The sequence below is a fragment of the Micromonospora sp. CA-259024 genome (assembly GCF_050936255.1).
In the GTDB taxonomy this organism is placed as follows: Bacteria; Actinomycetota; Actinomycetes; order Mycobacteriales; family Micromonosporaceae; genus Micromonospora.
This window is the reverse complement of the sequence record NZ_JBNJND010000001.1, coordinates 2,028,545-2,052,285: the sequence shown is the minus strand read 5'-3', so window position 1 is coordinate 2,052,285 and position 23,741 is coordinate 2,028,545. Positions and strand designations below refer to the sequence as shown.

Annotated in this window: 23 protein-coding genes; 13 read left to right on the top strand and 10 right to left on the bottom strand. The window is 71.6% G+C overall.

Translation table 11 applies throughout. The features are described from left to right. Nucleotides 1-124 precede the first annotated feature (124 nt). Nucleotides 125-1,465 carry an RNA-guided endonuclease InsQ/TnpB family protein gene (locus tag ACQEUX_RS08845; protein ID WP_433043934.1) on the top strand — a complete coding sequence of 447 codons (1,341 nt, stop codon included), beginning with the start codon at nucleotides 125-127 and terminating at the stop codon, nucleotides 1,463-1,465. On the opposite strand, the gene ACQEUX_RS08840 is transcribed toward ACQEUX_RS08845, so the two are convergent. The 3 genes from ACQEUX_RS08840 to ACQEUX_RS08830 all read right to left on the bottom strand — a co-directional run bounded on the left by ACQEUX_RS08840 (nucleotide 1,371) and on the right by ACQEUX_RS08830 (nucleotide 3,346). After that, nucleotides 1,371-1,616, bottom strand: coding sequence for a hypothetical protein (locus ACQEUX_RS08840; RefSeq protein ID WP_433043931.1), 246 nt, complete (start codon nucleotides 1,614-1,616; stop codon nucleotides 1,371-1,373). The genes ACQEUX_RS08845 and ACQEUX_RS08840 overlap by 95 nt on opposite strands. 60 nt (nucleotides 1,617-1,676) lie before the next feature. Next, the gene (locus ACQEUX_RS08835) at nucleotides 1,677-2,657 is read right to left on the bottom strand and encodes a LysR family transcriptional regulator (protein WP_433043928.1); all 981 of its coding nucleotides are present in this window, start codon (nucleotides 2,655-2,657) and stop codon (nucleotides 1,677-1,679) included. Nucleotides 2,658-2,743: 86 nt separating this feature from the next. After that, nucleotides 2,744-3,346 carry a hemerythrin domain-containing protein gene (locus ACQEUX_RS08830; RefSeq protein ID WP_433043925.1) on the bottom strand — a complete coding sequence of 201 codons (603 nt, stop codon included), beginning with the start codon at nucleotides 3,344-3,346 and terminating at the stop codon, nucleotides 2,744-2,746. Nucleotides 3,347-3,528: 182 nt separating this feature from the next. Here ACQEUX_RS08830 and ACQEUX_RS08825 point away from each other — a divergent pair, with 182 nt between their 5' ends. Both ACQEUX_RS08825 and ACQEUX_RS08820 read left to right on the top strand, forming a co-directional pair. After that, the gene (locus tag ACQEUX_RS08825; protein ID WP_433043922.1) at nucleotides 3,529-4,857 is read left to right on the top strand and encodes a M20/M25/M40 family metallo-hydrolase; all 1,329 of its coding nucleotides are present in this window, start codon (nucleotides 3,529-3,531) and stop codon (nucleotides 4,855-4,857) included. A gap of 58 nt (nucleotides 4,858-4,915) precedes the next feature. Further along, nucleotides 4,916-5,578: a hypothetical protein gene (locus ACQEUX_RS08820; protein ID WP_433049693.1), complete on the top strand. Its 663-nt coding sequence runs from the start codon at nucleotides 4,916-4,918 to the stop codon at nucleotides 5,576-5,578. 52 nt (nucleotides 5,579-5,630) lie between these two features. On the opposite strand, the gene ACQEUX_RS08815 is transcribed toward ACQEUX_RS08820, so the two are convergent. From ACQEUX_RS08815 to ACQEUX_RS08805, 3 genes are all read right to left on the bottom strand, one after another. Then, nucleotides 5,631-5,822, bottom strand: coding sequence for a DUF5703 family protein (locus ACQEUX_RS08815; RefSeq protein WP_030332768.1), 192 nt, complete (start codon nucleotides 5,820-5,822; stop codon nucleotides 5,631-5,633). 120 nt (nucleotides 5,823-5,942) lie between these two features. Continuing rightward, on the bottom strand, nucleotides 5,943-6,785 hold the full coding sequence (locus tag ACQEUX_RS08810; RefSeq protein ID WP_433043918.1) for an SseB family protein: 843 nt from the start codon (nucleotides 6,783-6,785) through the stop codon (nucleotides 5,943-5,945). Continuing rightward, the gene (locus ACQEUX_RS08805) at nucleotides 6,782-7,201 is read right to left on the bottom strand and encodes a YbaB/EbfC family nucleoid-associated protein (protein WP_433043915.1); all 420 of its coding nucleotides are present in this window, start codon (nucleotides 7,199-7,201) and stop codon (nucleotides 6,782-6,784) included. The genes ACQEUX_RS08810 and ACQEUX_RS08805 overlap by 4 nt, the downstream gene beginning before the upstream one ends. Before the next feature lie 94 nt (nucleotides 7,202-7,295). Here ACQEUX_RS08805 and ACQEUX_RS08800 point away from each other — a divergent pair, with 94 nt between their 5' ends. The 3 genes from ACQEUX_RS08800 to ACQEUX_RS08790 are packed head-to-tail and all read left to right on the top strand — an operon-like array spanning nucleotide 7,296 to nucleotide 9,606. Beyond that, entirely contained in the window at nucleotides 7,296-7,628 is a 333-nt protein-coding gene (locus tag ACQEUX_RS08800; RefSeq protein ID WP_433043912.1) for a hypothetical protein, read from the top strand. Beyond that, on the top strand, nucleotides 7,625-8,686 hold the full coding sequence (locus tag ACQEUX_RS08795; RefSeq protein ID WP_433043909.1) for a WXG100 family type VII secretion target: 1,062 nt from the start codon (nucleotides 7,625-7,627) through the stop codon (nucleotides 8,684-8,686). The genes ACQEUX_RS08800 and ACQEUX_RS08795 overlap by 4 nt, the downstream gene beginning before the upstream one ends. 14 nt (nucleotides 8,687-8,700) lie before the next feature. Continuing rightward, nucleotides 8,701-9,606 (top strand): hypothetical protein, encoded by a 906-nt coding sequence (locus tag ACQEUX_RS08790; protein WP_433043906.1) that lies wholly within the window; start codon nucleotides 8,701-8,703, stop codon nucleotides 9,604-9,606. A 13-nt stretch (nucleotides 9,607-9,619) separates the two neighbouring features. Here ACQEUX_RS08790 and ACQEUX_RS08785 read toward each other — a convergent pair whose 3' ends face one another. Continuing rightward, on the bottom strand, nucleotides 9,620-10,591 hold the full coding sequence (locus ACQEUX_RS08785; protein WP_433043903.1) for an aldo/keto reductase: 972 nt from the start codon (nucleotides 10,589-10,591) through the stop codon (nucleotides 9,620-9,622). A 187-nt stretch (nucleotides 10,592-10,778) separates the two neighbouring features. Between ACQEUX_RS08785 and ACQEUX_RS08780 the strand changes: the two genes are divergently transcribed. Then, on the top strand, nucleotides 10,779-11,831 hold the full coding sequence (locus ACQEUX_RS08780; RefSeq protein WP_433043900.1) for an LLM class F420-dependent oxidoreductase: 1,053 nt from the start codon (nucleotides 10,779-10,781) through the stop codon (nucleotides 11,829-11,831). After that, the gene (locus ACQEUX_RS08775; protein ID WP_433043897.1) at nucleotides 11,828-12,664 is read left to right on the top strand and encodes an undecaprenyl-diphosphate phosphatase; all 837 of its coding nucleotides are present in this window, start codon (nucleotides 11,828-11,830) and stop codon (nucleotides 12,662-12,664) included. Before ACQEUX_RS08780 ends, ACQEUX_RS08775 begins: the two co-directional genes overlap by 4 nt. A gap of 106 nt (nucleotides 12,665-12,770) precedes the next feature. Here the strand turns inward: ACQEUX_RS08775 and ACQEUX_RS08770 are convergent, their stop codons facing one another. Beyond that, nucleotides 12,771-13,328 (bottom strand): hypothetical protein, encoded by a 558-nt coding sequence (locus ACQEUX_RS08770; protein ID WP_433049690.1) that lies wholly within the window; start codon nucleotides 13,326-13,328, stop codon nucleotides 12,771-12,773. Between the two features lie 787 nt (nucleotides 13,329-14,115). Between ACQEUX_RS08770 and ACQEUX_RS08765 the strand changes: the two genes are divergently transcribed. The 4 genes from ACQEUX_RS08765 (at nucleotide 14,116) to mshC (ending at nucleotide 17,730) form a co-directional block, all read left to right on the top strand. Further along, on the top strand, nucleotides 14,116-14,829 hold the full coding sequence (locus ACQEUX_RS08765; RefSeq protein WP_433049687.1) for an MSMEG_4193 family putative phosphomutase: 714 nt from the start codon (nucleotides 14,116-14,118) through the stop codon (nucleotides 14,827-14,829). Nucleotides 14,830-15,028: 199 nt separating this feature from the next. After that, nucleotides 15,029-15,610 (top strand): DUF3090 domain-containing protein, encoded by a 582-nt coding sequence (locus ACQEUX_RS08760; RefSeq protein ID WP_354863290.1) that lies wholly within the window; start codon nucleotides 15,029-15,031, stop codon nucleotides 15,608-15,610. Next, nucleotides 15,607-16,425, top strand: a complete 819-nt coding sequence (locus ACQEUX_RS08755; RefSeq protein ID WP_433043894.1) for an SCO1664 family protein — start codon at nucleotides 15,607-15,609, stop codon at nucleotides 16,423-16,425. Before ACQEUX_RS08760 ends, ACQEUX_RS08755 begins: the two co-directional genes overlap by 4 nt. A gap of 66 nt (nucleotides 16,426-16,491) precedes the next feature. Then, nucleotides 16,492-17,730: a cysteine--1-D-myo-inosityl 2-amino-2-deoxy-alpha-D-glucopyranoside ligase gene (gene mshC / locus ACQEUX_RS08750; protein WP_433043891.1), complete on the top strand. Its 1,239-nt coding sequence runs from the start codon at nucleotides 16,492-16,494 to the stop codon at nucleotides 17,728-17,730. A 280-nt stretch (nucleotides 17,731-18,010) separates the two neighbouring features. Here the strand turns inward: mshC and ACQEUX_RS08745 are convergent, their stop codons facing one another. Together ACQEUX_RS08745 and ACQEUX_RS08740 are read right to left on the bottom strand one after the other, a co-directional pair. Continuing rightward, nucleotides 18,011-18,802, bottom strand: a complete 792-nt coding sequence (locus ACQEUX_RS08745; RefSeq protein WP_433043888.1) for a GntR family transcriptional regulator — start codon at nucleotides 18,800-18,802, stop codon at nucleotides 18,011-18,013. A 124-nt stretch (nucleotides 18,803-18,926) separates the two neighbouring features. Beyond that, on the bottom strand, nucleotides 18,927-19,796 hold the full coding sequence (locus ACQEUX_RS08740; protein ID WP_357074105.1) for a PAC2 family protein: 870 nt from the start codon (nucleotides 19,794-19,796) through the stop codon (nucleotides 18,927-18,929). 277 nt (nucleotides 19,797-20,073) lie between these two features. Between ACQEUX_RS08740 and metH the strand changes: the two genes are divergently transcribed. Further along, nucleotides 20,074-23,574 (top strand): methionine synthase, encoded by a 3,501-nt coding sequence (gene metH, locus ACQEUX_RS08735; RefSeq protein WP_433049684.1) that lies wholly within the window; start codon nucleotides 20,074-20,076, stop codon nucleotides 23,572-23,574. The last annotated feature ends 167 nt before the right edge of the window (nucleotides 23,575-23,741 follow it).

Here is a 23,741-nt window from a genome sequence, read left to right as displayed (position 1 = left end):
GTGCCGTCCCGACCCGGGACGGCACCATCCGCAGCCATCCGCAGCGCGCATGCATTGCGAAACGCAGTGCCTGCCGGCGCTTATGTCTTCGAATTCGGCTATAAATCATTGGTACGTTGGCGTCGTGCAGCTCCGGTACAACTACCGCGTGTACCCGACGTCGGGTCAGCAGATCGAGTTGGCGAAGGCGTTCGGGTGTGCGCGTGTGGTGTTCAACGACGGGCTGCGTCTGCGTCAGCAGGCACGCGAGGCGGGCGAGGAGTGGATCTCTGATGGGGACCTGTCCAAGCGGGTCATCACCCTGGCCAAGGACACCCCGGATCGAGTGTGGCTCGGCGAGGTGTCCTCGGTCGTGCTGCAACAAGCCTTGGCGGACCTGAATGTGGCGTACCGGAATTTCTTCGCCTCGGTCGCCGGCAAGCGTAGGGGCCGCAAGGTGGCCCCGCCCATGTACCGGTCCCGCGAGGACAACCGGCAAGCGATCCGGTTCACGAAGAACTCCCGGTTCAAGGTCCTCGGCAACGGGCGTCTGCGACTGCCGAAGATCGGCGACGTGGAGGTGCGCTGGTCGCGCTGCCTGCCGTCCGAGGCCAGTTCGGTCACGGTGATTCGGGACGCGGCCGGACGGTACTTCGCCTCGTTCGTTGTGCGGACCACGGATGCCCCGCTGCCCGAGGTCGAGCCGGAAGTCGGCATCGACCTGGGGCTGACCCACTTCGCGGTGCTCTCGGACGGCACGAAGGTCGCCGCACCGAAGTTCCTGCGCCGCGCCGCCCGCAAGCTCAAGCGGTTGCAGCATGCCCTCTCGCGCAAGCGGAAGGGCAGCAACCGCCGAAAGAAGGCCGTCACGAAGGTGGCTCGGGCGCACGCCCGGGTGGCCGACAGCCGCCGCGACTGGCAGCACAAGCTGTCCACGAAGGTAGTTCGCGAGAACCAAGCGATCTATGTCGAGGACCTGTGCGTCGCCGGTCTCGGCCGGACCCGGCTGGCGAAATCTGTGCACGATGCCGGTTGGGCGTCGTTCACGGGCATGTTGGAGTACAAGGCCGCGAGGTACGGGCGCACGTTCGGCCGGGTGGATCGGTTCTTCCCGTCCACTCGCATGTGCTCTGACTGTGGCCGGATCAGCGAGAAGATGGCGCTTAACGTCCGAGGGTGGGACTGCCCCTGCGGAGCAGCCCACGACCGAGATGTGAATGCGGCGCTGAACGTGTTGGCCGCCGGACAGGCGGACAACGGAAACGACCGTGGAGCGCAGGTAAGACCGGGTCTCGTCCCGGCACCGCGCGGCGAAGCGGTAACCCACCCGGACGCCGCGTGTTCTACACGCAGCGTGGAGGGAATCCTCGTCCTTCAGGGCGGAGAGGATGTCAATGGCCCTGGTCGGGTTCCAGGCTGCCGATGGTCAGGCCCGCCGCGTCGGCGGCGGCGTCCCGGTCGCCGCGGGTCTGGTCCTCCCGGGTGAGCAGGTTGGCGTACTCGGTGACGTCGGCCGGGTCGGGCACCTCCGGCAGGCGGCGCAGGAACGCCTCCACCTCGCGGGTGGCGGCGGTGTGTGCGGCTGCCGCCTGACGGAGCAGTTCGCGGTCGTCGGCGGGCGGGTAGAGGTCGGTCATGTCCGCCAGATACCCGGCCAACGGCGGTTCGCACCGCCACCGGCCGGGATTACCTCTCGCTCAACCCGGATGGACCCCGGTGGGTTGCCGGACGCCGAACCCCGGATTGCGCAGCAGCCAGGCCAGGTACGCCGGATGCGGGGCCAACGAGTCGACGTACGCCGCCTTGGCCGTCGCCAACACCCGTTCGGCCTCCTGCGCGGCGGGGGAGTCCGGGTGCCAGCCGAGCAGCAGTCGCCAGCGCAGCGGTATCCCGGCGAGCCGACGGGTGACCAACCCGGCCACCGGGCGGAACGTCGCCTGGCACAGCGCCACCGCCACGCCGGCCTCCACCAGGTCGACGCAGCCGCGGATGTCGGTCTCGTACACCTTGCGGGGTGTGAAGCCGGCGCGGGCGCAGGCGGCGGCGAAGCAGTCGCTGAAGCAGCCGTCGCCCGGCGCGGCGACCCACTGCTCGTGACGCAGGTCCGCCAGGCGCACCTCGTCGTGCGCCGCGAGGGGGTGGGTCTCCGGCAACAGCACCAGCACCGGGTCGATGGCGACCTCCTGCCAGCTCAAACCGAAACCGGCCGACGGGCTGGCATCCCCGCACACACCGGTGAGCGCGAAGTCCAGTCGGCCGCCGGCCACCAACTGCGCCAACTCGTCCACGGACCAGGAGGCGTACGTGGTGATCTGCGCGGGCGGCTGCTCGGCGGCCAACCGGTGCACCAGCCGGCCCAGGATCGGGCTGTTCACCCCGCCGAACCGGTAGCATGGCGGCGCGTCGCCGGCCCCGGTCAGGCGGGCCGCCTCGTCCTGCAGCCCCTTCATCGCCGGCAGCAGCACCCGGGCCCGGGCCAGTACCAGCTCACCGAGCGCGGTGGGCCGGGCACCGCGCCGGTCCCGGTCGAACAGCGGGCCGCCCAGTGTCCGCTCGATGCGCTGGAGCTGGGCGGTGAGCGCCGGCTGGGCCAGGCCGAGCGCCGACGCCGCCTTGGTCACACTCCCCGTCTCCGCGATCGCGCAGACCACCCGCAGGTGACGCAGCTCCAGGTTCATACCGTGACGGTAGGACTACGCGTCAGCCGGCGGAATAGCCCAAGCGGATTGGTGATAATGAATGCAGTGGCGGACGTCGCCGCCCGTCAGTCGCGGGGTGGCTCCGGCAGGTCCGCCAGGTACGTCGGCCGCCCGGTCACCGCGTCGAGCACCTTGTCCACCACCCCGACCGCCGGCTCCACGATCCGGTTCCACGGAGGGGTGGCCGGGGTGCCCGGGTGTGGTCGGGTCGGCGCGGCCTCCTCGGCGATCTCCAGCCGGTTGCCGAGCCGGATCAGCTCCTCCTCGGTCGCCACCGTGCGCAACTCGGTGACGAGCGCACCCACCCCGTCGACGTGCCGGCGGACCCGCTCGGTGACCTCGGTCAGCGTCTCCTCGGTCAACTCCTTGAGGGTGGCCAGCAGGCCGGCGTCGGCGTTGATCTCGGCGTCCACCCGCTCGGTGGCGGTCGGCAGCGCGGCGCGCGCCGCCGGCAGCAGGTACTGCTCCTCGGCGGACAGGTGCCGCGACAGCGCGGCGGTGAGCACCGCCAGCCCTTCCTGCGGCGTGGCGTCCGGGCCGGTCAGCTGGTCCAGCAGCGCCAGCAGCTGCCGGTGCTCCTGGTCCACGATGTCGGCGATGCTGCGACCAGCGGGCCGGTAGCCCTCCTCGGGTGCGGGCGGCAGCGGCGGCAGGGGAACGGCGGACATGGTGCCCTCCTCGACTGGCGGGCGGAAGCTCCGGCAGGGATGTGCGGTCGTGGGCGGCGGTACCCGAACGCGGTCTCGGCGAAACCGACCCGTCGATGTGTCGGACCGCGCGCAACGGTGCGCCGGGCCGTCCACGCCGGTGCGCCGGCCTGTCGACCAACTCGGGCTGGTATGAAGAGGCGATGACGAGCGATGCCGCCTCCTCCCGACCCGACCCCACCGCAGAGGTCGTGGACCTCTGCCGCGACCTGTTGCGTATCGACACCACCAACACGGGGGACAACGACACCAGCGTCGGCGAGCGCCGCGCGGCCGAGTACGTGGCGGAGAAGCTCGCCGAGGTGGGCGTGGAGTCCGTCCTGCACGAGTCCGCGCCCGGCCGGGCGAACGTGGTGGCCCGCATCCCGGGCACCGACCCGAGCCGGGGTGCACTGCTGGTGCACGGCCACCTGGACGTGGTGCCCGCCGATGCCGACGAGTGGTCGGTGCACCCGTTCTCCGGTGAGCTGCGCGACGGCTACCTGTGGGGCCGGGGCGCGATCGACATGAAGGACTTCGACGCGATGGTGCTCGCCGTCGTGCGGGACTGGCAGCGCACCGGCGTGCGGCCCCCACGCGACATCGTGCTCGCGTACACCGCCGACGAGGAGGCCGGCAGCGACTACGGCGCGCGCTTCCTGGTGGAGAACCACCGGGACCTCTTCGACGACTGCACCGAGGCGATCGGTGAGGTCGGCGGCTTCTCGTACTCGGTCGACGACAGCCAGCGGCTCTACCTCATCGAGACCGCCCAGAAGGGCATCGACTGGCTGCGCCTGCACGCCAAGGGCCGCCCCGGGCACGGCTCGATGGTGCACGACGACAACGCGGTCACCGCGCTCGCCGAGGCGGTCGCCCGGATCGGCCGGCACCGCTTCCCGGTGGTGGTCACCGACACCGTGCGGGCCTTCCTCACGGAGGTCTCCGACGTGCTCGGCATCGAGTTGGACCCGGACGATCCGGAGACCGCCATCGCCAAGCTCGGCCCGATCGCCAACATCATCGGCGCGACCATCCGCAACACCGCCAACCCGACCCGGTTGAGCGCCGGCTACAAGGACAACGTCATCCCCGGCCGGGCCACCGCCACCATCGACTGCCGCAGCCTGCCCGGCCAGTCCGAGCTGCTGGAGCGGCAGCTGCGCGAGCTGGTCGGCCCGGACATCGCGATCGAGTACGTCCAGCGGCAGCCGGCGTTGGAGACCACCTTCGACGGTGACCTGGTCGAGGCCATGTCCGCGGCCCTGCGAGCGGAGGACCCGGGAGCGCGGCCGGTACCGTACATGCTCTCCGGGGGCACCGACGCCAAGGCCTTCTCCCAGCTCGGCATCCGCTGCTTCGGGTTCGCCCCGCTCCGGCTGCCCGCCGACCTGAACTTCTCGGCGTTGTTCCACGGCATCGACGAGCGCGTTCCGGTGGACGGACTACAGTTCGGCGTGCGGGTTCTCGACCGGTTCCTCCGCACCTGCTAGTCGTGTCCGGCAGCTGCAGCCGGCGCGCAACCTCCCCATCGTGAAGGGACTGCCCCACATGACCGACCAGCACGGTGAGCTGGACGCCGCTCTCGAGCGGGTGATCGAAGCGGCCCGCCACCACCTGGCCGCCGTACGCGCCGCGCAGGGCCGCGTCGACGACGACGACGTCTGGCAGGCGTACGTGGCGTTGAACAACGCCTCCTACGCCTACGACGAGCGGCTCCTCGACGCCTTCGGCGAGGTGACGCCGTGGGATGTCGACTCGATCGACCCGGACGAGGCCGACGAGCGCTTCGGCGGCGTCGAGGGGGTCGAGGCCAGTGACCCGCACCCCCGGGTGATCTCGGTGCGCCAGCGTCGTGACTACCGGGTGCCGAGCGTCGCCGCGCTGCTGCGCGTGGCCGAGGCGGCCCGCCGCGAGGGCACCCCGGAGGACGACGAGCCGGCGCCGGTGGAGGGCGTCGGCGAGGCGGTGCTGGAGCTGCTGCAGAGCGGCGACGGCTCGCTCGGCGCGTTGGACGTCCCCGAGCTGGAACCGCTCGACGGGGTGGTCATGGTCAGCGAGGTGGGCACCCCGGTCGACCTGGAGTCGTTCGACGACGACGACGCGGTCGGCCCGTTCCAGCCGGCGGCCGACGACCGGCTGGTCGGCCGGCTCGACGAGCACCCGTTCCTGGAGCTCGACGACGACCACGATCACGCCGGGCACCAGCACTAGGCCCGGGTGACGTCCGGGGCCCGAGCGGGCCCCGGACGTCACCGCCCGGCGCTCAGTACGACAGGCCCGGCTGCGGCTGGTTGATCCGCCGACGGCGCAGCACCACCTGCCGCGTGCCGTCCCGGTACAGCCGCACCCGGGCCAACTCCCATCCGGAGAACTCCGCCTGGATCGCCAACTGCGCCGCCGCGGTCAACCGGTCGACGTTCGGCGGCAGCCGCAGTGGCGCGTATTCGTAGTCCATGCCATCCATGCTGCCCAGCCCAGCGGCCGTTCGCCACCCCCTCCGGGGTGACCAACGACGCTGGCGTGGGCGGTTCGTGCCACCCCGTGCGCGCCCGCGTGTTCTCGGGCGCCCAGCGCGTCAGCCGACGCGAACGTTCGCCGTCAGCAGGGCCGCCAGCGCCGGTGCGGCCAGGGCGACCGCCCGGGCCCCGCCCGGGTCGACCGCGAGCCCCCACGACGGGTCCGGCCAGTCCTCCAGCAGTTCGGCGCAGGGCAGCGCGACGAACGGCACGCCGTCCCCGGCGAACGCGGTGAGCGCCCCGGGGGAGGTGAACACCGGCAGCAGCGGCGCGCCGGTCGCATCGCCGACCACCGTCCACGGGAAGTCGGCGTCCGCCGCCGGTTCCCCGCTCAGCGGGACGCACACCGTGGCTCCGGCCAGTACTGCGAGGTAGCCGGGCAGGTCGTGCCGGTCGGCGGCCGCAGCGAGCAGCGCCACCGCCGCCGGCGCGGTCGCCTCGGCCGGCTTCGCGACCACGGCCGGCTCGGTCGGCGTCGCCCCCACCGCCGGCCCGGTGGGTGCCACCTCGGCAGGTGCCGACCGGGTGGCGGCCGGCCCGGCCCGCCGCGCCGCCGGTGTGGGGCGGGCGGCCGGTGGCACCGCCCGGCAGGAGAGCGCGCCCGGCTCGCCGGTCAGCACCTCGGAGGCGGTACGAGCCACGAACACGCAGAGCCGCTCCAGTTGGGCCGGGGTGCGCGGCGCCTCGTACCACCAGCCCGCACCGTCGGTCGGGCGGTGCCAGCCGAGCGCGGCCAGGCGTGCCTCGTCATGCCCCGGGCAGACCACCCGCACCACCTCGCGGCGCACCAGCAGCCGGATCCCGCGCGGACCTGCGGACAGTTCCAGGTCGGTGTCACGGTCACAGCGGGCGACCGTGTCCCGCAGCCGCGCGACGATCTCCGGCCAGGTCGGCGACGTCACGACGGCGAGCCCGGCAGGCGGTCGTCCAGCCGCCCGAGCCGGGCGACGGTCTCCTCCAACCGGCCCAGCGCCGAGAAGTCGCCGGGCTTGCCGAACAGGTCGGTGAGCCCGGTGCCGAGCGCGGTCTCCAACCCGTCGGTGTGCTCCTCGACGTGCTCGCCGGCCGTCGCCCGGGCCCGCCGGTACGCATCGAGCACCAGCTCCGCCAGCCCCTCGGTGCCGGCGCGCAGGGCTGCCGGCGCGAGGGTGAGGCCGGTCAACGCGCCGGTGGCGTCGACGGTCGCCGAAACCAGCCCACTCTCGTCGGTCGCGGTGCCGGACAGCTCGGCCAGGTCGTCGCGGAGCCCCGCGAACCGGCGTTCGATGTCGGCGATCCGCCCGGCGAGCCCGTCGAACGCGGACATCGGGTCAGTCATGAGATCCCTCCCCCGTGGACCATGCGCCACCGGGGTGGTGCCGGCGGCCGAGGAATCGTATCGTCGGTGCGCTCGACACACGGGGGAGGACGGCATGACGCCGGACATCGATGTCGACGTGCAGGCGGTCCGTCGACTGGAGACGGCCGCCAAGCAGGTCGCGAGTTCGTTGGCCGCACTGGAGGGCCAGATCGCCTCGGCGGGAGACGTGCCGTCGGACGCCTTCGGCCATCTGCCGTTCGCCAGCGACATGCTGCGCGCCAAGTACGCGGAGCAGGTCACCGGTGGCGCTGAGCTGTTCGGCGCCGCGAACGCCGCGTTCGGCCGGGTCGCCAACGCACTCGCCGACACGGTCGAGGCGTACGAGCGCAACGAGCAGGACCTCGACGGCGGGTTCAAGGCCATCCAGGCGGGGCTGCCCGGATGAGCGGGCCCGCCGGTAGCGCCGTCCAGTTGTGGAACGGCCTCGACAGTGCGCTCTCCGGGGTGCAGGACGCGGTCGACAGCGTCTGTCGGACCCTGGCCTGGCCGCTCATCCAGCTCGTCGACATGGTCGACGGCGAGCCTGCCGTCCTGCGGGCGAAGGCCGCCGAGTGGGACGCGCTGGCCGTACAGGTGCGCGAGCTGGCGCAGGGGCACCGGGGTGCCCGCGAGGCCGCCCAGGTCGGGTGGCGCTCGCCCGCCGGTGCGGCGTACGGCCAGCGGCTGGCCGAGGTCGAAGAGCAGTTGCTCGGCGTCGCCGAGCAGTTCGCCGCGACCGCGGAGTACCTGCGCGGCGTCGCCGACGGCCTGCAGACCGTGCACGACGTTCTCGTCGACCTGTGCGTCGAGTTCGTGAACTTCCTCCTGGTGACGCTGGTGACGGCATTGCTGATGGCGCCGGTGACCATGGGGGCGTCCTGGGCGGCCGGCCTGGGCGTGGCCGTGACGAGGGGCCTGATCGTGGTCACCCGGATGCTGAAGGTCATCCGGCCCCTCGCCGGGCACCTGCAGAAGGTCATCCGCCTGCTTCAGCGGGTCATGCTGTACCTGCGCAAGCTGCGCGCGCACCTCGACAAGTTGGTCAGCATGCAGGAGAAGCTGCGCACCGGCCAGAAGTACGCCGACAAGCGGCACGCCGCCGGCAAGGCCGACAAGTGGTTCCACAAGCTCCTCGACCCGACGAAGGGCCACTACAAGCTGGGCAAGTCCGGTTCGCCGTTCGACATGGGCGCCCTCGACCGGGCAGCCGCGCTGCGGGCCCACGGCGTCGCCGACGGCGCACGGGTGATCGCCCGGGACTGGGCGACCAACCTGCCGTGGAACGTGCCGAACTCGGTCGTGCACGGCGTCACCTGGGGGACCGTCGCGTTGACCAGCGGCCTCTCCGTTCCGGGCAGCGAGCAGGTCAGTGACCAGGTCGACCAGGCGGTGCAGGGCGGCGCGGACTGGATCGACCAGAATGTCTTCGGGCAGCCGCCGGCGGGCCAGCCGGCGGGCCGCTAGGGAGGAAACGCGTGATGGCAGGGGAGCGAGGCCGGCTCGGTCGGTTCACCGACGCGGTGCTCGGCGGCGCGCGGGTCGCCCGCGACAAGGCCCGTGAGCTGCGCGACGAGTTCCGCACCAGCGACGACCCGGAACGTGCCCTCGTCGCTCCGCTGCTGCCCGGGCAGCAGCTCCGCTACGTGGGGCTCGCTCCGGTCCGTGCCCCGGAGACACACAAGGCCGGCCGGCAGCTCGCCGACGTGATGGCCAACGAACTGGTCGACTCGCTCGACCCGAAGGTGCTGTTCGGGCTGCTCAACATCGTCAACCCGGTGGTCTGGGTGGACGCGGTGCTGACGCCGGTCCGGCTGGCCGCGGGCGTCCTGCTGCTGCCCGCCAACGCCGCCGCCGTCGCCGTGGGCCTGCCGGAGGCGGCCGAGCCCGAGCCGGGCCCGCCACACCAGCGGGTACAGCGGGAGCCGATTCCGCTCACCGAGGAGCAGGAGGCGTTCCGGGCGCTGTTCCGGCTCAGCCTGTACCGGCCGCTGGCCGAGCAGCTCGCCGAGATCGCCTATCGGCGCCGGTACGTCTTCAGCGGCGACCTCGCCACCCTCGCCGGCAGCCTGCTGCTCTTCCTGGAGCGCTACACGGGCACACCGCTGGCGGTGACCGACACCCACCTGCACCTGCTGCGAATGGGGCCCCGCCCGGACCCCGACCGGCCTGACCGGCGCCAACCGCGCGTGCTGTGGAGCGTCGAGCGCGGCCGGGTGGCCCGCGTCGACTCTGAGCGGGGCGCGGCCGGGCTGATGCAGTTCTCGTCCACCATCTTCTTCGACGACGGTTCGTGGATCCGGATCGCCCAACCCGCACTCCGCGACGACCAGTCCCGGTTCCTGACCGCGATCCGCGAGCTTCCCGGTCAACGCCCGACGCCGTGACCCGGCCGGTGGGTCAGCCGTCGCGCTCGGGATAGCCCACCGGCACCGCCGAGACGTCGTCCAGCGCGGTGGTGATCTCCTCGGGCAGTGTGATCCGCTCCACCTGGAGCGCGCCGAGCAGTTGCCCCACCGTCCGGGCGCCGAGGATCGGCGCGGTCACCCCCGGCCGGTCCCGGATCCAGGCCAACGCCACCTCCAGCGGCGACACACCCAGCCCGCCGGCCGCCGTCGCCACCGCCTCCACGATGCTGGAGCAACGCGGCTCCAGGTACGTCGCGACGAACCGCTCGAAGTGCGGCGAGGCGGCCCGGGAATCCGCCGGACGGCCGTGCCGGTACTTGCCGGTGAGCACTCCCCGGCCCAGCGGTGACCAGGGCAGCACGCCGAGGCCCAGCGCTTCGCACGCGGGCAGCACCTCCCGCTCCACGCCCCGCTCCAGCAGCGAGTACTCCACCTGGGTCGCGACCACAGGTGCCCGCCCCGGCCAGGCGGTCTGCCAGGCGGCGGCCCGCGCGGTCTGCCAGCCGGAGAAGTTCGACACCCCGACGTAGCGGACCTTGCCGCTGGCCACCGCGTGATCCAGCGCGGCCAGCGTCTCCTCGAGCGGGGTGTCCGGGTCGTACCCGTGCAGCTGGAACAGGTCGACATGGTCGGTGCCGAGCCGGCGCAACGACGCGTCCAGCGTACGCAGCAGGTGCCCCCGGGAGCCGTCCCGGCGCCGGCCGCTGCCCGGGCGCAACCCGGCCTTGGTGGCGATCAGCAGCTCGTCGCGGGGCACGAGGGTGCCCAGCAACGAGCCGATCACCGACTCGGCGTCACCGTCGCCGTACACGTCGGCGGTGTCGATCAGGTTGCCGCCCGCGTCCAGGTAACTCTTCAGCTGGGCGGCCGCGTCGTCGGCGTCGGTGTCCCGACCCCAGGTCATGGTGCCGAGCGCGAGCCGGGAAACCGCCAGCCCGCTTCGGCCGAGCGGTCGCTGTTGCATGGGTGAACCTTATTTCGAACCTGCCGCCACGGATATCCTCGCTCCCGTCATCTCTGCCGGTTCTGCCGGTTCCGGCGACGGTGGGTGCCGCGACGGACAGGAGATCATTGGTGGAGAGCCGGTGATCGAGTCCGTTATCGGCATTGCGTAACCTGGTGCGACCTGTGCCACGGATGGGGGAGGACCAGTGCGACTCGGGCTCAGTCTCGGATACCAGACAGCGTGGAGCACACCGGCCGACCACTTGGCGCTGGCCCAGGAGGCGGACCGGCTGGGCTACTCGGTGGTGTGGGCGGCGGAGGCCTACGGCTCCGACTCACCCAGCATGCTCGCCTGGATGGCCGGCCAGACCGAACGGATCGACGTCGGCGCCGCGGTGATGCAGATCCCCGCTCGTACGCCGGCCGCCACCGCCATGACCGCCGCCACCATCGACGCGCTCTCCGGCGGCCGGTTCCGGCTCGGCCTGGGCGTCTCCGGCCCGCAGGTCTCCGAGGGTTGGCACGGTGTGCGCTTCGCCAAGCCCCTTGCCCGGACCCGCGAGTTCGTCGACATCGTCAAGCTCGCCATCGCCCGCAAGGAGGTGGCGTACGACGGCGAGCACTACACGTTGCCGCTGCCCGACGGCCCCGGCAAGGCCCTGCGACTGGGCTTCCACCCACCACGCGAGCACATACCGATCTACCTGGCCGCGGTCGGCCCGAAGAACCTGGAACTGGCCGGCGAGATCGCCGACGGCTGGTTGGCCGTGTTCTACGCCCCGGAGTTCGCCGACGAGCAGCTCGCGTCGGTGAGCGCCGGGCGGGCCAAGGTCGGCAAGGAGCTGGCCGGGTTCGACGTGGTGCCGTCGGTGCCCGTGGTGATCGGCGACGACGTGGCCTCCTGCGCCGAGTTGGTGCGCTGGTACGCCGCCCTGTACGTGGGCGGGATGGGCAGCCGCCAGCAGAACTTCTACAACCAGCTCGCCACCCGGATGGGCTACGGCGACGCGGCCCGCGAGGTGCAGGACCTGTACCTGGCCAAGCGGCAACGCGACGCCGCCGCGGCCGTGCCGATGGAGTTCATCGACCGCACCTCGCTGCTCGGCCCCAAGGAGCGCATCGCCGAGCGGATGCGGGAGTACGCCGCTGCCGGCGTCACCACGCTGTCGGTGACCCTGTTCGTGGCCGACCGGGACAGCGGTGTGCAGACGCTGCGCACCGTCGCCGAGGCACTCGACCTTTCGGGAGTCGGCGAGTGACCTGGGTCGAGGCTATCGTCCTGGGCATCGTCCAGGGACTGACCGAGTTCCTTCCGGTCAGCTCGTCGGGGCATCTGCGGATCACCTCGGCGATCTTCTTCGACCGTGACGCCGGCGCGTCGTTCACCGCGGTCACCCAGCTCGGCACCGAAGCGGCCGTGCTGATCTACTTCGCCAAGGACATCTGGCGGATCACCCGGACCTGGCTGGTCGGTCTCCGGGACAAGTCGGTCCGTTCCAGCCTCGACTACCGGATGGGCTGGTACGTCATCGTCGGCTCGATCCCGATCGGGCTGTTCGGCTTCCTGTTCAAGGACCAGATCAAGACGGCCGGGCGCAACCTGTGGGTCGTGGCGACCACGCTGATCGTCTTCGCGTTCGTGCTGGCCTTCGCCGAGTACTGGGGTCGGCAGACCCGCACCCTGGAGAACTTCCGGCTCAAGGACGGCGTGGTGATGGGCTTCGCCCAGGCCATGGCGCTGGTTCCCGGGGTGTCCCGCTCCGGGGGCACGCTCACCGCCGGCCTGCTGCTCAACCTGACCCGGGAGGCGGCGGCGCGCTACTCGTTCCTGCTGGCCATCCCGGCGGTGGTGATGTCCGGCGTGTTCAGCCTCGGGGACGTCTTCGAGCCGTCCGCTCCGGGCACGTCCACGCCCACCGTGGCCCAGATGATCGTGGCGACGGTCATCGCCTTCGGTATCGGGTACGCGGCCATCGCCTGGCTGCTGCGGTACGTCGCCCACCACACCCTGTACGTCTTCGTGCTGTACCGGGTGGCGCTGGGCACGCTGGTCCTCGCGCTGCTGATGACCGGCACGATCAGCGCCACCTGACCGACCGACCGATCCGTCGACTTTCGTGGTCTGGATATGCCGCTGGCCGGCACCCCGGGTGTGGGGTGCCGGCCAGTCGGTGTCGTGCTCGGTGTTGTGCGGTGGGTCAGCTGTTCCAGTGCTGGGCGACCAGGTCGGTGGCCTGCTGCTCCCACTGGGCGTACGCGTCCGGGTAGGCGGAGACCTGGACGGTCTGCGCGGCGTCGGTCAGGGGCATGTCCTGCCACCCGTCGACCTGCTTCAAACCCTTGAGGAACGCCGCCGTCGAGTAGGCGGGGTCGGTGATCTGCTCCGGCGTACCCCAACCCGAGGACGGGCGCTGCTGGAACAGGCCCAGCGAGTCGTGGTCGTTCATGTCGCCGAGGTGGCCCAGGTTCTCCAGCTTCGACTCCTGCAGGCTCGTCGCGATGGAGATGACCGCGGCCCGCTCGGGCATACCGGCCTTCTTCGTCGCGGCGATGATCGCCTTGACGTTGGCGGTCTGCTCGTCGTTCAGGGTGATGTGCGACTGGTCGCCCTGCGGCTTGGGTGCCGTCTGCATGGCGACCGCGACCGGCTTGGCATCGACCGGGGTGGCGTGGGCGGCGATCGGACCGGCGAAGACACCACCGGCGAACGCGAGACCAGCAACGGACAGCATGCTCTTACGAATGATCGTGTTCATGAGGGTTAGCTCCTTCGGGGGTAAGGACACCCGCACGCGCCGATAGGGGGTCGGCACCAGCAGGGTGAGCACCTCGTCCGGGCGCATCAAATCCAAGGGAAAAGTCTTCAAGAGGGTCGGCGCCTACGCTGTGTCTCGGCGCCGGGGTCGGCGGCCTACGAGCGGAGGGCTCGTGGCGCCGGGTCTGTGTGTAACGACCGGGGGTCGGGGGTCATTCCCGGGCCCATGCGCCGAGTGGCAGCGCGGCCGGGCGGTCGTTCGTGGGGGGTGTAACGACCGCACGAGGCCCGGCATTCCAACCCCGGGGGGCGGGTGGCGGGCGGTGGTGCTGCGATCGTCAGGGTGTGTAACGACCCCGGCCCGGCCATCATTCCGACCCCTGAGTGCGGCCGGTCACCACCCACACGGGCCCTGAACCGGACAAACCACCCGCAGTCCGGCACGTGCGCCCGTGGACGACCCGGCATCTGCGCCCAGGCCACCCACCTCGGGCGATCCACTCGTGTTCACGGAAGTCGGGGTGTCCGGGGCGGTCCGACACCCCGACTTCATGGAAACCGAGTCGATCACCAAGATTGGGCACCCAGGTATCGGGCAAAGGCCCCAAAGTGCGCAGGCCTGGCCTTGGTGGCATGTGCGGACGGCGCACCCACGCATGGCCGAAGGGCGTTCGGGCGTGTGGACACGTACGAGTGGATCACGGGTGGCACCGGTGCGATCTGGCGCTGAGGACCCCTGGTGGTGGCTCGGAGCCCGCGACGGCCCGGGGCGGGACGCAGGCCATAGGGTGGTCAGCGTGGCGACCCTTCTGCTTCTGCGACACGGCCGGACCACGGCGAACGCCGACGGCGGCCTGGCCGGCCGGCAACCGGTCGAGCTGGACGACACCGGGCGTGCTCAGGCAACCGCGGTGGGGGAGCGTCTGCGGGCGGTGCCACTGGCCGCCGTGGTGACCAGCCCGCTGATCCGCTGCCGGCAGACCCTGCAGTTGGCGCTTCCGCAGGCCACCCCGGTGGTCGAGGACGGGTTGATCGAGTGTGACTACGGCAGCTGGGAGGGGCAGCCGCTGAAGAAGCTCGCCAAGGAGCCGCTCTGGCCGGTGGTCCAGCAGCGCCCCAGCGCAGCGGTCTTTCCGGGCGGCGAGGCGATGGCGGCGATGGCCGCGCGGGCGGTGGCGGCGGTTCGCTCCTGGGACGCCCGGGTCAGCGCGGAACATGGGCCTGAGGCGGTGTGGCTGGCGTGCAGCCACGGCGATGTGATCAAGGCCATCGTGGCGGACGCGCTGGGCGTACACCTGGATCTTTTTCAGCGGATCGTGGCCGACCCGGCGTCGGTGACCGCGATCCGGTTCACGCCGCTGCGGCCATTCCTGGTCCGGCTCAACGACACCGGCGGTGACCTCGCCGCCCTGGTGCCGCCGCCGCGCAAGCGGCGTCGGCGGGCTCCCCGCGCGGCGGATTCGGACGCCGCGGTCGGCGGCGGGGCCGGTGCGGCGTCGTGACGGCGCTCCCAACCGCCCGTCGCGTTGGCGCCCGCCAGGCCGTGACGACCCGACCTGATCGCCGGCCGAGGTCGGCGGTGACCGGCGGGTGGGCCGCCACGCCCGGGTATAGCCGCTGGTACACCGGGCGCGCCGTCGCTGCGGCGATTCGGGTCGGTGGGGTGCGCGGTGCCATGGCGGGCCGGATAGGGTCGTGGGTATGACCCACCAGGTGCACGCCTTCGAACCGCCGGAGCGGTTCGTCGCCGGGACTGTCGGGCCGCCGGGGGAGCGCACGTTCTTCCTGCAGGCCCGCGGCGGCGGCAGGCTGGTCAGCGTCGCGCTGGAGAAGGTCCAGGTGTCCCTGCTGGCCGAAAAGCTGGAGGAACTGCTCACCGAGGCGCAGCGTCGCTTCGGGGTGGACCTGCCCGAGCTCGCGCCGGTGATCGGCGACAACGAGCCACTGGACACTCCGGTCGACGAGGAGTTCCGGGTCGGGACCCTCGGGCTGGCCTTCGACGTGGACACCGCGACCGTGGTGATCGAAGCGATCGCCGCGGGCGAGGTGGAGCCCGAGGTCGAACTGGGCGACGAGGACGACGAGGACGACGAGGACGAGGACGACGAGCCGGACGAGGACCTGGACCGGCTCCGGGTCCGGCTCACCCCGCAGGCGACCCGCCAGTTCATCGAGCGGGCCCGTCGGGTGGTCAACGCGGGCCGTCCGCCGTGCCCGCTCTGCGGCCAGCCGTTGGACCCCGCCGGGCACCTCTGCCCGCGGCACAACGGTTACCACCGGTGACCTCGTCCGGCCTCCAGCCGCGCCAGGACGGCGACGCCGCGCTACGGCTGCTGCGTGACGGCGTGCTCGACCTGGAGGGTCGGCTGGTCGACGCGTCGAACACCACCCTGCGCGGCATCCTGACGCTGGATGGGCTCACCGCCCGCTGCGTCTACAAGCCGGTCCGGGGCGAGCGCCCGCTCTGGGACTTTCCGGACGGCACCCTGGCCGGCCGGGAGGTCTCGGCGTACCTGGTCTCCCGGGCCACCGGCTGGGACCTGGTGCCACCCACCGTGCTGCGGGACGGCCCGTTCGGCCCCGGCTCCTGCCAGCTCTGGATCGACGAGCCGGAGGACGCCGAGCCGCTGGTCGGGTTCGTGCCGGCCGAGGAGTTGCCGCCACGCTGGTTCCCGATCGCCGCGGCCCGTGACGACGACGGCACGGCGTACGCGCTGGCGCACGCCGACGACCCGCGCCTGGCCCGCCTCGCCGTCCTCGACGCGGTGATCAACAACGCCGACCGTAAGGGCGGTCACGTGCTGGTCGGGCCTGACGACCGGATCTACGGTGTGGACCACGGGGTGAGCTTCCACGTGGAGGACAAGCTGCGTACGGTGCTCTGGGGTTGGGCCGGCAAGCAGTTGCCCACGGACGCCGTGGAGATGCTCGACGGGCTCGCCGGGCAGGTCGCCGGGGCGCTCGGCGCGGAGCTGGCCGACCACCTGACGATCAGTGAAATGACCGAGTTGGCCTCCAGGGTCGACCGGCTGCGGGAAACGGGCCGCTTCCCGCAGCCGCCGGAGGACTGGCCCGCGGTGCCCTGGCCGCCCATGTGACCGGCTGTCATCTTGATCACCCGCAGGGCGCTCCGGCGTCGTCGTCGGGCTGGCTAGGCTGATCCCATGGAGTCTTGGGCGGGACACGAGGTGCCACGGCTGCCGGGCAGGGGCAAGCCGCTGGCGTTGTACGACTCGGCACGGCAGGGTGTCCACCCGAGCACGCCGGCCGACGCGGGAAGCATGTACGTCTGCGGCATCACCCCGTACGACGCCACCCACCTCGGTCACGCCGCCACCATGATCACGTTCGACCTGGTGCAGCGGATGTGGCGGGACGCCGGCCGTCCGGTGCGCTACGTGCAGAACGTCACCGACATCGACGACCCGCTGCTGGAGCGGGCCGCCCGCGACGGCGAGGACTGGGTGGTCCTGGCGATGCGCGAGACGGCGCTGTTCCGGGAGGACATGGAGGCGCTGCGGATCATCCCGCCGGAGCACTACGTGGGAGCGGTCGAGTCGATCCCGGACATCGCCGACAAGGTCGAGGTCCTGCTCAAGGACGGTGCCGCGTACCGGCTCGACGACGGCACGGGCGACGTCTACTTCGACATCTCGGCCACCGGCCGGTTCGGCTACGAGTCCAACCTGACCCGTGAGCAGATGCTGGAGATCTTCCCGGAGCGCGGCGGCGACCCGGACCGGGCCGGCAAGCGCGACCCCCTGGACCCGCTGCTGTGGCGTGGGGCCCGCGAGGGTGAGCCGTCCTGGCCGGGTGGCGAGTTGGGCGCGGGCCGCCCGGGCTGGCACATCGAGTGCGCGGTGATCGCGCTGAACCTGCTCGGTGACCGGATCGACGTGCAGGGCGGCGGCAACGACCTGCTGTTCCCGCACCACGAGGCGTCCGCCGCGCACGCCGAGCGGCTCACCGGTCAGGCACCGTTCGCCGAGCACTACGTGCACGCCGGGATGATCGGCCTGGACGGCGAGAAGATGTCCAAGTCCCGGGGCAACCTGGTCTTCGTCTCCCGCCTGCGCGCCGACAAGGTCGACCCGATGGCGGTCCGGCTGGCGCTGATCTCGGGGCACTACCGCAGCGACCGCACCTGGACCGACGAGCTGCTCTCCACCGCCGGCGAGCGCCTGGACCGCTGGCGGCGGGCCGCCGCCGCGCCCGCCGGGCCGTCCGGGGCTGAGCTGCTTGCCGGGGTACGCGAACGTCTCGCCGACGACCTGGACACCCCCGGCGCGCTGGCCGTTGCCGACAACTGGGCCAACGCCACCCTCGCTGGCGCGACGGATGACCCAACCGCCCCCGCCCTCTTCGCGGCCACGGTAGACGCCCTTCTGGGTATCCGCCTCTAGTCCCTCGCTGGCTCCGGCCCCGGCGATCTTGCACTTCTTGTCGCCCATTTGCCCCGATTGGCTACTTTCGTAACGTCAGAAAGTGCAAGATCGGCGGCGAGGCGCGGGGCGCGGGGCGCGGCCCGACGGCGTCATGCCGCGCCCCGAGCCCTCCGTCGATCATGGGAGTTGCGGTGCCTCGCATGAGGGGCGCAGCACCGCCATACCGGCCACCACAACTCCATGATCGACGCAAGCCAGCGGGCCAGCGAGGCGCGGCCGGGCCGGGCGAGCGGGCGGGTCAGCCTAGAACTAGGCCGGGGTTGGGGTCGGGGTCTGGGGTTGGGGCGGGGATCTTGTATTCCTCGGTGAGGGTGGTCATGGGGCCGGGCCAGGTGGCCTGGGAGACCTCGATCGGCCTGCGGTTCGCGTCGTACGCGACGTGCAGCAGGTGCAGCACCGGAGTGTCCGGCCGGATCTGGAGTGTCTCGGCCTCCTCCCGGCTGGGCTGACGCGCGCTGATCGTGTCGGTGGCCGAGACGTACCGCCGCCCGGTGACCTCCTCGGCCTCCTGGTAGAGGGGCCGGCCGAACGCCTCGGTGTGCTCCAGCGAGGTGCCGGCGGTGTCGGTGGGCAGGAACCAGGAGGCGCCCACCTCGACGGGGGAGTCGTCGGTGCGCACGAGGTGCCGGCGGCAGAGCAGGTCGGTGCCGTCGGGAACCCCGAACGCGTCGGCGACCTCGGCGGGAGCGGGGGCGCGACCGACCGAGACGAGCTGCTGACGGTACCGGGCGGCGAGATCAGTGTGATAGCCGCGGAAGCCGCCGTACCGGCCCCGGGAGAGGCGGTTGAGTCGGCGGCGGGTGCCCCGGACGTACGTACCGGAGCCGGGTTTGGTGATCAGGATGCCCTCGACCCGCAGCTGGTCGACGGCGCGTTGCACGGTCTGCTTGGCGACGCCGAACATCTCGGCGATGGCCGGGATGGACGGCAGTCGCTCGCCCGGCCCCCAGTCGCCGCGGCGGACCTGGGCCTTGAGCTGCGTGGCGATCTGTCGGTGCGGGAACTCTGCGGCCCCGGGGTTGATCTGCACACCCGCCTCCTTGATCACATCTAGGTTCCTAGGATGCCCTAGAGGGTGTGACGGCGCTACCCCGGACACGCGAAAACGGGCCCTCAGACCACAAAAGGTCCGAGGGCCCGTGCGGAAAAAGGCGCTACCAGGAACCGGCGGTGGGACCCGCCGAACCGCCCCGGCGGCGCAGGTACTTCTCGAACTCCTGGGCGATCTCGTCACCGGTCAACGGGGTGATCCCCTCGTCGCCGACCCGTTCCTCCAACTCGCGGACGTACTCGCCGAGCTCGGCGTCCTGCTCGGCGGCGCTGCGCACGCGCTGCTCCCACTCGGCGGACTCCTCGGCCAGGTCGGCCATCGGCACCGGCAGGTCGACGACCTCCTCGACCCGGTGCAGCAGGGCCAGAGTTGCCTTGGGGCAGGGCGGGTTGTTGGCGTAGTGCGGCACGTGCACCCAGAACGAGACGGCGTCCACCTCGGCGCGGGTGCACGCGTCGTGCAGCACGCCGACGATGCCGGTCGGCCCGTCGTAGCGGGTGGGGGTGAGCTGGTACCGCTCGGCGGCCTGCGCGTCGGACGCGCTGCCGCTGATCGGCAGCGGTCGGGTGTAGGGAACGTCGGCCAGCAACGCGCCGAGCAGCACCACGCGTTCCACCTCGAGGCTGTGGCAGATCTCCAGCACCTGCTCGCAGAACGTCCGCCAGCGCATGCTCGGCTCGATGCCGCGGATCAGCACGACGTCGCGCTCGGTGCCCTCCGGGCTCGCCACCATGAACCGGGTCGTCGGCCACTCCACCCGGCGGGTCTCCCCGTCGGCCATGGTGATCGTGGGCCGGCTGACCTGGAAGTCGTAGAAGTCTTCCGGGTCCAGTTCGGCGATCTGCCGGGCGTTCCAGACCTGTTCCAGATGCTCGACTGCGGCGGTGGACGCGTCGGCGGCGTCGTTCCACCCCTCGAACGCGGCGATGGCCACCGGGGACCGCAGCACCGGCAGCCCGTCGAACTCGGTCACGCCGTCACCTCACCCTGCTCGTCGCGGCCGGCGCCGGGACCGCGCCCGGTCGTCATACCGTCGGGCACGGTGGCGTCCCTGTTGTCCTTCACGTCCGTCAGCCTACGTGCCGAGCGGGGGCGCGGCCCGTCGGCCGCGCCGGTCGGCCGGACCGACGACTGGTCATACGTCGTCGAACCGGACAGCGTGATCCCGCTGACACAATATGGGATCGCGTGCCGAGGGTCGTTGAGCGCGGTCGGCGCCGCACTAACCTGAACGGGTGCGGACTTCGTTGATGGATGTGCTGGCCGACCGGATTCTCATCGCCGATGGGGCGATGGGCACGATGCTGCAGGCCGCGGACCTCACGCTCGACGACTTCGACGGGCTGGAGGGGTGCAACGAGATCCTCAACGTCACCCGGCCGGACGTGGTGCGTGGAGTGCACGACGCCTACCTGGCCGCCGGCGCGGACTGTGTGGAGACCAACACGTTCGGCGCCAACCTCGCCAACCTCGCCGAGTACGACATCCCGCACCGCATCCGGGAGCTGTCCGAGGCGGGTGCTCGGATCGCCCGGGAGGCCGCCGACGCGGCCAGCACCCCGCAGCGGCCGCGGTTCGTGCTGGGCTCGATCGGGCCGGGCACCAAGCTGCCCACCCTCGGGCACGCCGCCTACGCGACCCTGCGCGACGCGTACCAGGAGAACGCCGCCGGTCTGATCGTCGGCGGCGCGGACGCGCTGATCATCGAGACCTGCCAGGACCTGCTCCAGGTCAAGGCGGCCGTGGTCGGATCGAGGCGGGCGATGGCCGAGTTGGGCCAGTCGGTGCCGATCATCTGTCACGTGGCCGTGGAGACCACCGGCACCATGCTGGTCGGCAGCGAGATCGGTGCGGCCCTGGCGGCGATCGAGCCGCTCGGCGTCGACCTCATCGGGCTGAACTGCTCGACCGGCCCGGCCGAGATGAGCGAGCACCTGCGATACCTGTCGCAGCACTCCCGCATTCCGCTGTCGGTGATGCCGAACGCCGGCCTGCCGGTGCTGACCGCCGACGGGGCGTACTTCCCGCTGACTCCCGTGGAGCTGGCCGAGGCCCTGGAGCGGTTCATCACCGAGTACGGCGTGGGGCTGGTCGGCGGCTGCTGCGGCACCACCCCCGAGCACATCCGGGTGCTGGCCGAGCGGCTGCACGGCGTCACCGCCCCCGGCCGCGAGCCGCAGCACGAGGCGGGCGTCTCCTCGGTGTACCACCCGGTGCCGTTCGCGCAGGACGCCTCGGTGCTGATGGTGGGGGAGCGGACCAACGCCAACGGTTCCAAGGCGTTCCGGGAGGCGATGCTCGCCGGCGACTGGCGGGCCTGCGTGGAGATCGCCCGTAGTCAGGCGCGCGACGGCTCGCACCTGCTCGACCTCTGCGTCGACTACGTCGGCCGGGACGGCACGCAGGACATGCGGGAGCTGGCCGGCCGGTTCGCCACCGCGTCGACGCTGCCGATCATGCTGGACTCCACCGAACCGGCCGTCGTCGAGGCCGGGCTGGAGATGCTCGGCGGCCGGTGCGTGGTCAACTCGGTGAACTTCGAGGACGGCGACGGCCCCGACTCCCGGTACGCGCGGGTCATGCCGGTCGTCCGCGAGCACGGTGCGGCGGTGGTGGCGCTGCTCATCGACGAGGAGGGGCAGGCGCGTACCCGGGAGTGGAAGGTCCGGGTCGCGGCGCGGTTGATCGACGACCTGACCGGCCGCTGGGGCATGGACCGCTCCGACATTCTCATCGACGCGTTGACGTTCCCGATCGCCACCGGTCAGGAGGAGACCCGCCGCGACGGCATCGAGACCATCGAGGCGATCCGGGAGATCGCCCGCCGCTACCCGGGGGTCAACTTCACCCTGGGCATCTCGAACATCTCCTTCGGGCTCAACCCGGCGGCCCGGCAGGTGCTCAACTCGGTGTTTCTGCACGAGTGCGTGGAGGCCGGGCTGACGTCGGCGATCGTGCACGCCAGCAAGATCCTGCCGATGTCGAAGATCCCGCAGGAGCAGCGCGAGGTCGCACTGGACCTGGTGTACGACCGGCGCCGCGAGGGGTACGACCCGGTGCAGCGCTTCCTGGAGCTCTTCGAGGGCGTCGATGTGACCAGCGCGCGGGCCAGCCGGGCGCAGGAGTTGGCCGCGCTGCCGCTGGACGAGCGGCTCAAGCGGCGGATCATCGACGGTGAGCGCAACGGCCTGGAAGCCGACCTGGACGAGGCGATGGCCGGCGGCCGGTCCCCGCTGTCGATCATCAACGACATCCTGCTGGACGGGATGAAGGTGGTCGGTGAGCTGTTCGGCTCCGGGCAGATGCAGCTGCCGTTCGTGCTCCAGTCCGCCGAGGTGATGAAGACCGCGGTGGCGTACCTGGAGCCGCACATGGAATCCACCGAGGACGGCGGCAAGGGTCGGATCGTGCTCGCCACCGTGCGCGGCGACGTGCACGACATCGGCAAGAACCTGGTCGACATCATCCTGTCGAACAACGGCTACGAGGTGGTGAACATCGGCATCAAGCAGCCGATCAACGCCATCCTGGACGCCGCCGAGCAGCACCGCGCCGACGCGATCGGCATGTCCGGCCTGCTGGTCAAGAGCACGGTCATCATGAAGGAGAACCTCGCCGAGATGGCCACGCGCGGGGTCGCGGAGCGTTGGCCCGTCCTGCTGGGTGGGGCGGCGCTGACCCGCGCGTACGTCGAGGACGACCTGCGGTCGATGTTCCCCGGGCAGGTGCACTACGCGCGGGACGCGTTCGAGGGGCTGTCCCTGATGGACAAGGTGATGACCGCCAAGCGCGGCGGCGCGCCGGTGATCGACCCGGAGCGGGAGGCGGCCCTCGCGGCGCGGCGGGCCCGCCGGGAACGGCAGCGGTCGATGGTGACGGAGTCCCTGCCGGAGCTGCACGACTCCTCGGTCCGCTCCGACGTGGCCGCGGACGTGGCCGTGCCCACCCCGCCGTTCTTCGGCACCCGGGTGGTCAAGGGCGTGCCGATGGCCGACTACGCGGCGCTGCTGGACGAGCGGGCCACGTTCCGCGGGCAGTGGGGGTTGAACGGCGCCCGGGGCGGCAACGGGCCGTCCTACGAGGAGTTGGTCGAGACCGAGGGCCGGCCGCGCCTGCGCTACTGGCTGGACCGGCTGATCGCCGACCAGGTGCTGGAGGCAGCCGTGGTGTACGGCTACTTCCCGGCGTACTCCGAAGGCAACGACCTGGTCGTGCTCGACGAGAACGGGCACGCCGAGCGCGCCCGGTTCTCCTTCCCGCGGCAGCGGCAGGAGCGGCGGCTCTGCCTCGCGGACTTCTTCCGGCCCAAGGGCGACCAGCTCGACGTGGTCGCGTTGCAGCTGGTGACCGTCGGCCAGCCGGTCAGCGAGTACGCGGCGAAGCTGTTCGCCCGCAACGAGTACCGCGACTACCTGGAGGTGCACGGGCTCTCCGTGCAGCTCACCGAGGCTCTGGCCGAATACTGGCACCGGCGCATCCGTACCGAGATGACCCTGCCCGACGGCCGTCCGCTGGGCCACGACGACCCAACGGACCTGGCGGGCATCCTGCGCAACGACTACCGGGGCTGCCGGTACGCGTTCGGCTACCCGGCCTGCCCGGATCTGGAGGATCGGGCGAAGATCGTGGACCTGCTCGGGTCGGAGCGGATCGGGGTCGAGCTGTCCGAGGAGTTCCAGCTCATGCCGGAGCAGGCCACCGACGCGATCGTGGTCCACCACCCGGAGGCGAGCTACTTCAACGCCAAGTAACGGCCGAAGGTGCCCTGATCTGCGCTTGAGGTCGCCCGGAAGGTCGCTGAACAAAGATCATGCCGTCTCCGGGCCCGTAACGGCTTTAGGAGTACATCGGTGCGGCATCGTTCGTGTCGGCTTGTTCGTGCGTGACGGCGACATTCAGCAGCGGTAATGTTACGGAC